Genomic DNA, 12,502 nt, shown 5'->3' on the forward strand with positions numbered 1-12,502 from the left:
CAGGTCCAGTCCCTCGGCGGCCACCCAGCCGTCCGCGGCGATCTTCTCGGCGCTCCAGAGATCGGCCGGCAGCCTTTGGAACTCACCGGTGGTGATCCGGTACCGCATCGGGGTGGAGGCCGTCGACTGCTCGGTCTCGACGACCGCGTTGCCGGTCACCCAGCCGTTGCTGATCGCTGAGGGCGCGAAGGAGGTCGCCCTGCGGCCGCCGTCGACGGTGGACAGTGGCAGGTAGCGGCCGGTGCCGCCGGGAAACCAGAGATACGCGGTGGCCGACTTCCCGGCCCTGCCGACCGAGCCGAGGATGGTGCCGTCCTCGGCGATGTTGCTCGCCGAGCCCTCGGTCGCCCCGGCCGGCAGTGGCAGCCGGACCGGCGCCGCGGACGCCGACGCCCAGCGAACCGGCACTCCCCCGGGAGACCCGCCCCTCCCTCCGACGATCACCCCGGCCTCGTTGATCGCGATCGCTCCCACGCCGCTGCCGCGCAACCGGGTGAAGCGGCCGTCGGCGTACCCGAAGGAAGCCTGATGGTTCTGCAGATAGCCGGTGGCGACGCCGGTGCCGTCCCGGGTCATGTCGACGATCTCGGCGTCGGTAGCCGGCAGGGTTGTCCGCCGTGCGATCGTGCCGTCCTTCCACACGATCAGCCCGTCTCCAGATTTCCACCATCTCGCATGTACGAAGGCATCCGCAGCGGATCGGTGGTATGCGATGTCGTGGAGAATCCGGCGGGCTTGCCGTCCCCGGTGGGTGGGGACTGGTCTAGTTGCCGGGGTAGATCTCCCGGTGGTAGGCCAAGAACGCGGGGTTGATGTCGTGTCCCTCAGCGCGGCGTAATATCCCGCGGTGTGGCTGGTCCGACCGGATGGTCAGGTCGGCGTCGATGGTGATGGCTCCGTTGTCGAATAGGACGTGGCAGTTAGGGCAAAGGCACAGCATGTTGTCGGGCGTGTCGTTGCCGTTATGGGGTTCGCCCAGCGGTCGGATGTGCGCACCCTCCGCATACCCCCGGCCCTGAATCAGCAGGCGGGTATCGCACACCTGGCAGGTGTGGTTGTGCAGTGCTTTGGTGGCGTTGGCGAGCGCTACATTGCGGATGATCCGTTCCGATGTCGTCGCCCTGCGACCGGGATTCGTCGATCCGGACGGCAGGGGCGTCGACGGTGTGGTGTGGGTTTCAGCCGTCGCGACGACGGCGGAGGGGCGAAAGCCAACCAGCCGGTATCGGCAGAGGCGGAATCCGTTGTCGTCCGGCTCTTGCCAAAAGCTTTCGACCAGGAAGAGGCCGTCATACCGGAGACCGACGGCCGGCGCGTGTGGGCTGCCGCGGTGAGCACCACGAATGACCCGCACGGGAGCGTTGGTGAGGTGACTGACGATCAGCGCGGCATTCCCTCGGGCCTTCGGATCTTGGTCGGCAATCTGCCTTTTGGTTCTCGGGTCCCGGCCGCCATGACCGGTGTAAATGATGACGTCGCCGAAGTCGCGGTCGGTGTATCCACCGGAGAGGACGATGGACTCCGCGCCTCTGCTGGCGGAACCGGCGATACCGGCTTGGAGCTCCCGGTGCACCCGATGGGCGAAGAGGTCGGCGCGGTCCTTGAAGGTGGCGCCCACATCAATGCCGGGGACGTCGCCGAATCCCTGGAACGGCAGTCGTTCGACGTTGAAATAGCTGAGCACGGAATGGGCCGTGCCGGTGTCAAGCTTGCCCACCGCGGCGAGCGCGAACTCCTCAAAGCCGCCACCACGCAGCGTTGAGTAAGCCGCCGGAGATAGCCCGACTAGCGGATCAGCTCGGTCGAGCCAGCCGGCAGCATCGCGGTTGGCCAGGGGCGGAGCGCCGGCATCGACATCCATGGACCACAGTGGCGAGCCCCGCAAGGCAACGACTGGGGACGCGGCCTGATCAGCCGCGGCGTGGCCGCTCACCTTGGCGACGGCGTCTTGGAGAGTCGACCGAGCGTCAGACCACCGACTCTGCCTAGGCTCATCCCGGTCGGCGCGCTGGGCGGCCCAAATGAGAGTAATCGCAAGATGCGCTGACGGTCGTCGCGGTTTGAGCCGGCCAAGCTCGGTGGTCATCTCATCGAGATCCACTGATCCCCCGTGCTGAATGCGAGGCGAGTCTAGGCAATTGCCTAGTTGGTCGGCACCATCATGCAACCGAGGTGCGACATCTTTGATCTAGGCAGTGTGGCGACAGAGTTTGTCTGTGAGGTTGGGAACATGACGGACAAAGCTTCGGTGGCATATCGTGCCGGAGTTGTAGCCGTCGGTGAACGGGGGACACGTGCAGCGCCGCTGGCATCTGGTTGTTCTGGCAGTGCTCGGGGTTTTGGCGCTTGCCTGTGAGGGGGGTGCCGGCTCCGATCCCGCGCCGAAGCCCACCGCCACCAGGAAGCCCCGGCCCGGCGGCGGCCCGGCGTCGATGGCCGCGCTCGGTGACTCGATCACCGCCGGGGTCGGCAGCTGTGTCACCTACCTGGCCTGTTCGCACAATTCCTGGTCGACCGGGGACAACGACGGTGTGGACAGCCACTACCGGCGGATCCTGGCGAAGAATCCGGGGATCAAGGGCAACGAGCACAATTTCGCCGAGCCGGGCGCCGAGGCGGATGCGCTGGTCACGCAGGCGCGGCGGGCGGTCGACGCGAAGGCGCAGTACGTCACGATCCTGATCGGGGCGAACGACGCCTGCGCCGGGTCGGTGGCGGACATGACACCGGTCGCCACGTTCCGCAACGAGGTGGACCGGGGGCTGGCCGAGCTGAAGAAGGGTCTGCCGAGGGCGGATCTGCTGATGGTCAGCATCCCGGATCTGTACCGGCTGTGGCAGGTCGGCCGCAACGACGACGACGCGGTCCGGGTCTGGCGGACCGGGGGCGTCTGCCCGTCGATGCTGGCCGATCCGACCTCGACGGCGTCCGCCGACGAGCGGCGGCGCCGGGCGGTGCGGGATCGGATCGACGCGTACGACGAGGTGCTGCACCGCTCGTGCGCCGGGTACGGCAGCCGCTGCCGATGGGACGGCGGCCGGGTGCACGGTCTGCGGTTCAGCCTGGACCTGGTGAACAGGTTCGACTATTTCCACCCGAACCTGAAGGGGCAGAACGAACTGGCCGACGTCACGTTCGCCGCGCGTAACTAGCCGCGATCAGCGTGCCCACGCACAGGGTCGCCGCACTGAGCCCCAGCGACCAGTGGATGCCGACCACCGCGCCGAACAGCCCGACCGTGATGCCGCTGCCGAACCGCAGGCCGTTGGCGGACATGCCGTACACGCCGATCACCCGGCCGCGGTCGGCGGGCGGCGCCATCAGCTGCACGACGGTCTGCCCGACCGACATCGACGCCAGGTTCGCCACCCCGCCGGCCACGAGCAGGACGACCGCCAGCGGGTAGTTCGGGGTGATCGCGAAGCAGAAGGTGAACAGCCCGTACAGGCCGGTGCTGAGAACCGCGGCGAACACGGTGGGCCGGATCCATCCGGTCGTCTCCAGCACGAGGCCGCCCAGCACGCCGCCGGCGCCGTTGGCGAAGAGCAGGACGCCGTACGCCGTGCCGGCGCTGCCGCTGCCCAGGTCCTGCGCGAACAGCGGCATCGCGGACTGCAGGGACGCGCCGACGAAGAACGAACCCAGCCCGCCCAGGATGATCATGCTGACCAGGGTGCGGTCGGCCCGCACGTGACGCAGCACCCGCACCGAGTCCATGATCCCGACCCGTTTCCGGCCGGCCGGCACCCCGCCGTCCCGGCTGTGCCCGGTGAACCGGGTGCGGAACAGGAACAGGGTGAGCGGCAGGTAGAACGCGATGTTGGCGAAGATCCCCCAGGTCGGGCCGAGCCCCAGCAGCAGCGCCGAGCCGACCGCCGGCCCGAACAGCACCCCGAGGCTGCGGAAGGTGGCGTTCAGCCGCACCGCGCTGGGCAGTTCGTCGTCGCCGACGAAGTCGTGCAGCATCAGCTGTTCGCCCGGACCCCACAGGGCGCCGGCCACCCCGTGCAGCACCAGCAGCACGCAGGCGTGCCAGACCTGCAGCGTGCCGGTCAGGAAGAGCACCCCCCAGGCCGCCGAGACCAGCATGAACAACGTCTGCGCGACCTGGATCACCCGGCGGCAGTCGTACCGGTCGGCGAGCGAGCCGAACCAGACCGACAGGAACAGGAACGGCACCCAGTGGCTGATCACCTGGAAGCCGGCCAGCGCCGACGAGTGGAACTTCTCCCACAGCACCCAGTAGGTGATGACGTGCTCGATGTTGTCCGCCATCATCGCCAGCGCGGCGCCGAACAGGTACGGCCGGCAGTCCGGGTTGCGCAGCGCGGCGAACCGGCGGGGTGTGTCGGGCACATGCGCGGTCTGGCCGCAGGCAGCACACATGCCTACAGCCTTCTCCTGCCGCGACGCGCGCCGGCCGGGGTGGCGTCACCAGTGATCGGCGCCACCCGGTGGTGGTAGAAGGAGTGATGGACTTCGCGGATCGTGGCTCGCTGGCCGAGGACCTGCGCGGGCTGGGGCTGCGCGCGGGCGAGAGCGTGCTCCTGCACTCCTCGCTGAGGTCGGTGGGCTGGGTCTGCGGCGGCGCGGTCACCGTCGTGCAGGCCTTCCTCGACGTGCTGGGTCCCGCCGGCACGCTCGTGACGCCGGCGTTCGCCAGCGAGAACCGCGACCCGGCGCGCTGGGCCGGTCCGGAGATCCCGGCGGCCTGGTGGCCGCGGATCAGGGAAACCATGCCTGCGTACGACGCGCAGCGCACGCCGTGCCGGGCGCTCGGCATCGTGGCCGAGACCCTGCGCTGCTGGCCGGGCGCCGTGCGCAGCCCGCACCCGCAGACCTCGTTCGCGGCGGTCGGCGCCCGGGCCGCGGCCCTGATGCGCCGGCACGACCTGGTCAGCGAACTGGGGGAGGAGTCGCCGCTGGCCGCGCTGGAGGCGGCCGGTGCCCGGGTGGTGCTGCTCGGTGTCGGCTTCGACCGCTGCACGGCGTTCCACCTGGCGGAGTACCGCCTGCCCTGGCGCACCCCACGGGACAACGCCTGCGTGATGAGCACCCCGGCCGGCCGCGCCTGGGTGCCGTATCGCGGCGTGCTGCTCGACGCCGGCGACTTCGCGGCCCTGGGTGCCGACTTCGAGCGGACCGGCGCGGTGACCACCGGTCCGGCCGGTGCCGCGGTGGCCCGGCTGTTCCCGCTGCCGGCCGCGGTGGCCTTCGCCCGGGACTGGCTGGCCGCGCACCGCGTGCCGCCGGCCGGACCGCCGGAGCCGGGCGACTCTGTACGTAGTCGGCGACACTGTACGTAGTCGAATCGACGCTCTACGATAGCGTTACGGTGGCTCTCGCCCCGCAAGATCACGCCCCGTCGTCGATGCGAGGTTTGTGGCATGGCACGTGAGAGTGAGACTTCGATCGCCCTGCTACGTTCGGCCGCGCCGGATCAGGCGCGACTGGCCCTGCTGCTGCGGCGGCGCCCGGCGTTGCGGCACTCGCTGGACGAGTCGCGGCACGCGGGCGTCTTCGGGAACTTCATCGGGGGCCACTGCTCCGATGAGGCGCCCCGGTAGGGGTGAGCCGACCCGCGGGCTTCGCACCAGCGCCGGTGCGCCAGGTCCTGCTCAAGATTCACAGCCGGTGCAACCTGGCGTGTGACTACTGCTACGTCTATCAGCATGTGGACCAGAGCTGGCGGGACCGCCCGCGGGTGATGTCGCGGGCCGACATCGACCTGGCGGTGGCCCGGATCGCCGAGCACGCCGGCAAGCACGACCTGCCCTATCTCGCCGTCATCCTGCACGGCGGTGAGCCGCTGCTGGCCGGGCCCGACGTGATCGACTACATCGTCCGGGCGGTGCGCGGCGCGATCACCAGCCACACCAAGGTCGCGTTCGGGGTGCAGACCAACGGGCTGCTGCTCGACGACGCGTATCTGGAGCTGTTCGCCACCCACCGGATCCGGGTCGGGGTGAGCCTGGACGGCCCGGCGACGGCCAACGACCGGCACCGCCGCTTCCCGAACGGCCGGGGCAGTCACGCCGGGGTGGCCAGGGCCCTGCGCCGGCTCAACGAGGCGCGGCACCGCCCCCTGTTCGGCGGCATCCTGTGCACGGTGGACGTGACGAACGATCCGCTCGACGTCTACCACCACCTGCTCGCGTTCGACCCGCCGGAGCTGGACTTCCTGCTTCCGCACGGGAACTGGGACCGCCCGCCGCCGGAGCGCGGCCCGGATCCGGGCCGCACCCCGTACGCCGACTGGCTGATTCCGATCTTCGACCGGTGGTACGAGTCGCCGGCCCCGCAGACCCGGGTCCGGCTGTTCGAGTCGCTGGTCTCGCTGCTGCTCGGCGGGCCGGGCGGGATCGAGGGGCTCGGTCTCGGCCGGGTCGACCTGGTCACCGTCGAGACCGACGGCACCCTGGAGCAGGGCGACGCGCTGAAGACGGCCGCGCCGGGCGCGCCGGCCACCGGCCTGCACGTGCGCTGGCACTCCTTCGACGATTACCTGGAGCATCCGGGGGCGCGGGCCCGACAGTCCGGTGTGGACGGGCTGAGCGCCACCTGCCGGCGGTGCCCGCTGGTGGAGGTGTGCGGCGGCGGGCTGTACGCCCATCGATACAGCTCGCTGACCGGGTTCGACAACCCGTCGGTGTACTGCGCCGATCTCGCCACGCTGATCCGGCACGCGGCCGATCGGCTGGCCACCGATCTCCCGCCGGCCGCCGGAGGCCCGGGTGTCCGGAGTTGACGTCCGTCCCGGGGGTATCCCTCGGGTGCTCGGTGCGGTAGTAATGACTCAAAGCCCGCACGGGGCGGCCGCCTGCCGGCCCAGAGGTGACCCGCGCGACCGCTGGGCCCGTCGGTGGCCGTCGGGAGGCCGGATGCTGTATTTCTTTCTGAGCTACGCGTCTGACGAGGACGACATCTTCGTCCGCCGGCTCTACCGCGATCTGTCCGCCGAGATCGCCCGCCGGATCGGCGCGGAGCCTCAGCAGGTCATCGGATATCTGGACGACAGCGGCAACGGCAGATGGCCGGCCGACGCCCGGTCCGCGCTCGGCACCTGCCAGACCTTCATCGCCCTGTGCTCGTCGCGCTACCTGGCCAGCGACCGCTGCGGGCGGTACTGGGGCACCTTCGTCGACCGGATCCGCAAGGACGACTCGGCGGCCGCCTCCGGCGCGCTGATCCCGGTGCTGTGGTCGGCCGACGGCGTTTCCGGCGACGTCTTCCACGAGCCGGGGCTCGACGTCCAGCCCCATCGGACGCCGCACGGCGACGACCTGCGGGTGATGATGCGCCTGCGCTCGCACCGCGCCGGGTACGCCGCGTTCGTGGCCTCGCTCGCGCACCGGGTGGTCGAGACGGCGCACGCGCACCGGTTGCCCGACGGCCCGGCCGGCGTCGACCTGGACGCCGCGGTGAACCCGTTCGACGAGCGCCGCCACCGGCCGGGCGCCGGCCCGCCGTCGACCAAGGTGTACGTGGTGGTCGCGGCCGGCACCCGCGAGCAGATGCGGGCGGTCCGCGACGACCTGCGCTTCTACGGCCGGCGCCGGGAGGACTGGTCGCCCTATCAGCCGATGACCCCGCAGTCGCTGGCGGCCCGGGCCTGCGGGGTGGTCTCCGATCGCCGCCTGCAGTCCGAGGTGGTACCGATCGAGTCGGTGCCCGAGCGGCTGCGCAAGGGGCTGCAGCGCGACATCCTGGTGCTTCTCGTCGACGCCTGGGCCACCCGGGTGGAGGATCTGCACCGGGCGCTGCGGGAGATCGGCGAGCGGGACGACGAGGCGGTGGCGGTGCTCGTCCCGGCCAGCCCGGGCGACGGGGAGACCTCGGCCCGGCGCGGCGAGCTCCGCGGCGAGGTGCTGCGCAGCTTCCCCGGCCGGGCGTCCTGGCACGACTCGCTGTTCCGGGTCGGCGTCGACTCACCCGACGAGTTCGACGCCGACCTGGCGACGGCGATCGCCGCGGCGCAGCGCCGGGCGTACCGGCGCGAGCGGCCGGGCGGGTCACGCCCCGGGCCGCGCCGGCCGGTACTGGAGGGGCCGTGACCACGCCGGCCACAGTGGATCCGGGGACGACGCGCTTGACCGGCGCGGGACAATGGCGGACGTACGTTCCCGCGGGAAACCGTGCGGTCCGGCGCAACGTGCACACGAACTGGCGGTGATCATGGAGTTCTCGGGCCGGCACGGACAGATCATCACGTTCTACTCGTTCAAGGGCGGCGTCGGCCGGACCATGTCGCTGGCCAACGTCGCCTGGATCCTGGCCAGCACCGGACGCCGCGTGCTCACCGTGGACTGGGATCTGGAGTCGCCCGGCCTGCACCGGTACTACTCGCCCTTCCTGCCCGACCGCGATCTGCGCCAGTCACCCGGGGTGATCGACGCGGTCGTCCGGTTCGAGGAGCGGGCCGGCGAGGCGCAGGCGAACGGGGAGGAGCTCGGGCCCGGGGAGATCCGCCGGCTGGCCCGGATCCAGGAGTACGCGACCTCCCTGGAGCGGTACGAATTCCCGCGCGGCGGCTCGATCGACTTCGTCCCGTCCGGCCGGCAGACCCCCGAGTACTCGCACGTGGTCAGCAACTTCGACTGGGAGACGTTCTACACCCGGCTCAACGGCGAGCGGTTCCTCTTCGACCTGGCCGACGACATGCGCGCCAACTACGACGTGGTGCTGATCGACAGCCGCACCGGGTTGAGCGACAACGCCGGCATCTGCACCGTGACCCTGCCCGACACGGTGGTCAACTGCTTCGCCTACAACAACCAGAGCATCGAGGGCGCCGTCGCGGTGGCGAACACGATCCGCCGGCTGCGCCCCGACGACATCCGGATCTTTCCGGTCCCGAGCCGGGTCGAGGACGGCGAGGCGGCCAAGCTGAACCGCCGCCGGGCGCTGGCCCAGCAACAGTTCCGCGAGTTCGTGGCGGCGCTCGGGCACGCCGACCCCGGCAAGTACTGGGGTCAGGTGGAACAACCTTACAAACCCTTCTACGCGTACGAGGAGACCCTCGCCACCTTCGGCGACCGGCCGTATCAGGAGAACGACCTGCTCGCCGCGTACGAACGGCTGGCCGGCGAGCTCGTCGGCGAGCGCTGCAAGCTGGACGAGATCTCCGAGGCGATCCGGCTCGGCTGGCTGGCGGAGTTCGAGCAGCGCGGCACGATCAACCCGGGGCCGGCGCTGATCTGCTACACCCCGCGGGACCGGATCTGGGCCGAGTGGATCGCCTATCAGCTGCGCCTGGCCGGCCAGCGCAGCGTGCTGCAGGACGTCAACGCCGCGGTGGACGCGACCGAGGTGTTGGCCCGCTCGGACTGCGCGATCGTCCTGCTCTCCCAGGAGTCGGTCCGGGTGCCCCAGCTGGAGACCTGGTGGCGGCTGACCGTCCGGCGCGACATCCCGGGGCACGGCCGGTTCCTCGTCCCGGTCCGGGTGGACGGCTTCCGCCCGCCCGAGCCGTTCGCCGACCGGGAGCCGGTCGACATGTTCAACGTGCCGGAACGCGCGGCGCGGGACTCGCTGCTGGCCCGGCTCGACCTGCGGGACACCGGGTCCGGGCACATCGGCGGCCTCGCCGGCGGGCCCACCCCCCGGTTCCCGTTCGAGCCGGCCCGGGTCTGGCGCGCGCCGGCCCGCAACCCGGGCTTCACCGGCCGGGACGCCACCCTGGAGGCGTTGCGCGAGCAGCTCAACGCCAGCAACGCGCAGACCGGCCCGGTGGTGCTGCAGGGCATCGGCGGCGTCGGCAAGACGCAGATCGCCGTCGAGTACGTGCACCGGTTCAACGCCGACTACGACATCGTGTGGTGGATCTCCGCCGACCAGCCGGCGCTGGTCGTCACCGCCCTGGCCGACCTGGCCCGGGAGCTCGGCCTGCCGATCGCCGGCTCCGGCCGGGCCGACGAGGAGGTGGCCGCCGTGCTGGAGGCGCTGCGGGTGGGCAACCCGTCGGCGAACTGGATCGTCATCTTCGACAACACCGAGGACCCGGAGCAGATCCGGCGGTTCCTGCCGACCGGGTCGGGCGACGTGGTGGTCACCACGCCCGGGCAGGAGTGGTCGCGCACCGCCTGGACGCTGGACATCAACGTCTTCGACCGCTCGGAGAGCCGGGCCCTGCTGACCCGGCGGGTGGCCGGTCTCTCCGACGCGCAGGCCGACGAGATCGCCGCCAAGCTGGGTGACCTGCCGCTCGCCGTGGAACAGGCAGCCACCTGGCTGGCCACCACCGGCATGTCCGCCGAACGGTACCTCGCGCTGCTCGACGAGCAGCTGCCGCGCATCCTCAACGAGCCGCCGCCGCCCGGTTACCGGCACCCGGCCGCCGAGACCTGGCGGCTGTCCCAGGGGCGTCTGCAGCAGGCGAACCCGGCCGCCGCGTTCCTGGTGGAGCTGCTGGCCGTGATGGCGCCCGAGCCGATCCCCACCACGCTGCTGGACAGCCCGGGCATGGCCGACGCGCTGGCGAGATACGACCCGATCTTCCGTGACCAACTGATGCGCAACTCGTTGGTGCGGGAAGTGAGCCGGTTCGGGTTGGCCCGGGTGGATTCGGCGGTTCACGCGCTTCGCATGCACCGCCTGGTGCAGAGTGTGATTATCAGCGACCTCGCCGTTGAAGAGCAGAGGCGCAGGCGGGAGCAGATACACGTGATCCTGGCGAAGGCTCAGCGCGGCGAACCTGACGACCAGGCCAGCTGGCCGACGTACCAGGGCATCCTGACCCACCTGGAGCCTTCCGGCGCGCTCGACTCCGACGACGCCGAGGTGCACCAGCTCGCCGTCGACATGGTGCGGTATCTGCGGTACCGCGGTGACCTGGCCGGTGGCCGCCGGCTCGCCGAGCGGGCCATCGGGATCTGGCAGGACCGGCTCGGCGCCGACCACCTCTCCCTGCTGCGGATGCGCAGCGAACTCGGCAACATCCTGGAGGCGCACGGCGAGTACCGCGCGGCGTTGGACATCCAGCAGGACACCGCGGACCGGATGATCGCCCAGCGCGGCCACACGTACCCGCATGCGCTGATCGCGCTCAGTGGCGTGGCCGCGGCGTACGTCGGGCTCGGGCAGTACCAGCAGGCGGTCGACCTCGCCGAGCAGGTGCTGCTGCACTGGCAGACCACGGTCGGCGACAGCCACCGCCGGACCGTCATCGCGCGCAACAACTACGCGTTCTTCCTGATGCTCGCCGGCGACTTCGCCCGGTCCCGGGAGATCAGCGAGCAGGCCGTGGTGGCCTCCGAGGACGTGCTCGGCCCGTCCGCCCGGTGGACCCTGCTGATCCGCCGCAACCTGGGCCGGTGCCTGCGGGCCGACGGTGACCTGGGCCGGTCCGAGAACGTGCTGCGGGAAACCCTGGCCGGGTGTCAGAACGCGCTCGACGAGGCCGACGAGTACACCCTGCTGACCCGCAAGGAGCTCGCCGTCACGCTGCGCCGCCTCGGTCACCTGGCCGAGGCCCGGGAGCTGGCCGAGCGGGCCGTGGCGGGGTTCGGCGCGACGGTCGGCGCCGAGCATCCGCACACGCTCGCCTGCCGGCTGGAGGTGGCGAACATCAGGGCGGCCCAGTCCGAGCACGCCGAGGCGCGGGCCGAGGCGGCCGAGGTGCTGGCCGGCTACTCCCGGATCCGGGGGGAGAGCCACCCGGCCACGCTGACCGTCGCCAACACCTTCGGGGTCCTGGAATGCCTGGACGGCGAGGTGGCGGACGCCCGCACCCGGCTGGAGCAGACGTTCACCGCGTTGGAGGCCACCCTGCCCGAGTCCCATCCGTACGTCTGGATCGGCCGGATGAACCTGGCGAGCGCCCTGTTCCAGGCCGGTGAGGTGCAGGCCGCTCGGGAAGCGGACACGGTCAGCCTGGCCCGGTTGCGCGAGCGACTGCACAGCCGGAGTCATCCGGCGATCCTGACCGCCGGCGTCAACCTGGTGGCGAGCCGGCTGGCCGCCGGTGACCGGACCGGCGGTGAGGCACAGCGCGAGGAGGTGCTCCGGATCGCCGGGGAGCTGTTCGACGAGAAACACCCGCTGATGGTGGCGCTGCGCTCCGGCGGGCGGGCCTTCTTCGACCTGGAGCCGCTGAGCACCTGATATCGTCCGGTCTCGGAAATGACACGACCCGGCTACTTCCGGTAGCACTGGTCACTTACCTCAAACCTGGGAGTGCAATTATCGTTCCCGGTTAGGCGAACTTGTCCACAGGCTGGTCGTTTCGTGCGTTCGGCGGCGGCCTGGATGCTACGCTTCCCCCGCATTATTCAGAGGGGTGGCAATGAAGCCGGCTGTGCAGCCTGACGACGACCCGTACGTCATCACGAACAGCACGCGCAAACTGGTCGATCGGTCGAAGGTCGACAGTCGGGTTCTGCTGGCCCTCCTGGATCGGGCCGACGACCCGGAACCGACAACGACGTACTTCACCAACTTCGTCAGTTGAAATGGTGGCCGCGGGGCCGGTCCGGCCATTCCGGCAAGTTCTTCTGAAACTACA

9 protein-coding genes are annotated in these 12,502 nt (G+C 70.8%); 7 read left to right on the forward strand and 2 right to left on the reverse strand.

Annotated elements, in window-relative coordinates; genetic code table 11:
* Positions 1 to 763 precede the first annotated feature (763 nt).
* Positions 764 to 1,861, reverse strand: coding sequence for a YDG/SRA domain-containing protein (locus tag ACSP50_RS07015; RefSeq protein WP_080127743.1), 1,098 nt, complete (start codon positions 1,859 to 1,861; stop codon positions 764 to 766).
* A 433-nt stretch (positions 1,862 to 2,294) separates the two neighbouring features.
* Here ACSP50_RS07015 and ACSP50_RS07020 point away from each other — a divergent pair, with 433 nt between their 5' ends.
* Positions 2,295 to 3,152, forward strand: coding sequence for an SGNH/GDSL hydrolase family protein (locus ACSP50_RS07020; RefSeq protein ID WP_014688460.1), 858 nt, complete (start codon positions 2,295 to 2,297; stop codon positions 3,150 to 3,152).
* Here ACSP50_RS07020 and ACSP50_RS07025 read toward each other — a convergent pair.
* Positions 3,130 to 4,356, reverse strand: a complete 1,227-nt coding sequence (locus ACSP50_RS07025; RefSeq protein ID WP_231956879.1) for an MFS transporter — start codon at positions 4,354 to 4,356, stop codon at positions 3,130 to 3,132. The genes ACSP50_RS07020 and ACSP50_RS07025 overlap by 23 nt on opposite strands.
* A gap of 116 nt (positions 4,357 to 4,472) precedes the next feature.
* On the opposite strand from ACSP50_RS07025, the gene ACSP50_RS07030 reads away from it, so the two are divergent.
* The 6 genes from ACSP50_RS07030 (at position 4,473) to ACSP50_RS41620 (ending at position 12,448) form a co-directional block, all read left to right on the forward strand.
* A complete protein-coding gene (locus ACSP50_RS07030; RefSeq protein ID WP_014688462.1) occupies positions 4,473 to 5,306 on the forward strand; it encodes an aminoglycoside N(3)-acetyltransferase in 834 nt (277 codons plus the stop codon).
* 81 nt (positions 5,307 to 5,387) lie between these two features.
* Positions 5,388 to 5,567: a hypothetical protein gene (locus tag ACSP50_RS07035; protein ID WP_014688463.1), complete on the forward strand. Its 180-nt coding sequence runs from the start codon at positions 5,388 to 5,390 to the stop codon at positions 5,565 to 5,567.
* A 2-nt stretch (positions 5,568 to 5,569) separates the two neighbouring features.
* Complete coding sequence (locus tag ACSP50_RS07040) at positions 5,570 to 6,748, forward strand: FxsB family cyclophane-forming radical SAM/SPASM peptide maturase (protein WP_052311523.1); 1,179 nt, start codon at positions 5,570 to 5,572, stop codon at positions 6,746 to 6,748.
* Between the two features lie 133 nt (positions 6,749 to 6,881).
* Positions 6,882 to 8,054, forward strand: a complete 1,173-nt coding sequence (fsxC, locus tag ACSP50_RS07045; RefSeq protein WP_014688465.1) for an FxsC protein — start codon at positions 6,882 to 6,884, stop codon at positions 8,052 to 8,054.
* Positions 8,055 to 8,175: 121 nt separating this feature from the next.
* Complete coding sequence (gene fxsT, locus ACSP50_RS07050) at positions 8,176 to 12,102, forward strand: FxSxx-COOH system tetratricopeptide repeat protein (RefSeq protein WP_014688466.1); 3,927 nt, start codon at positions 8,176 to 8,178, stop codon at positions 12,100 to 12,102.
* A gap of 193 nt (positions 12,103 to 12,295) precedes the next feature.
* On the forward strand, positions 12,296 to 12,448 hold the full coding sequence (locus ACSP50_RS41620) for a hypothetical protein (protein WP_155123449.1): 153 nt from the start codon (positions 12,296 to 12,298) through the stop codon (positions 12,446 to 12,448).
* Positions 12,449 to 12,502: the final 54 nt, after the last annotated feature.

This window comes from Actinoplanes sp. SE50/110, from assembly GCF_900119315.1.
GTDB lineage: Bacteria > Actinomycetota > Actinomycetes > Mycobacteriales > Micromonosporaceae > Actinoplanes.

What these genes read in the sequence shown, in the direction of transcription:
- fxsT (WP_014688466.1), top strand. Translation starts at nt 8,176, where the DNA reads ATGGAGTTCTCGGGCCGGCACGGACAGATCATCACGTTCTACTCGTTC.
- ACSP50_RS07015 (WP_080127743.1), bottom strand. Translation starts at nt 1,861, where the DNA reads ATGGATGTCGATGCCGGCGCTCCGCCCCTGGCCAACCGCGATGCTGCC.
- fsxC (WP_014688465.1), top strand. Translation starts at nt 6,882, where the DNA reads ATGCTGTATTTCTTTCTGAGCTACGCGTCTGACGAGGACGACATCTTC.
- ACSP50_RS07030 (WP_014688462.1), top strand. Translation starts at nt 4,473, where the DNA reads ATGGACTTCGCGGATCGTGGCTCGCTGGCCGAGGACCTGCGCGGGCTG.
- ACSP50_RS07035 (WP_014688463.1), top strand. Translation starts at nt 5,388, where the DNA reads ATGGCACGTGAGAGTGAGACTTCGATCGCCCTGCTACGTTCGGCCGCG.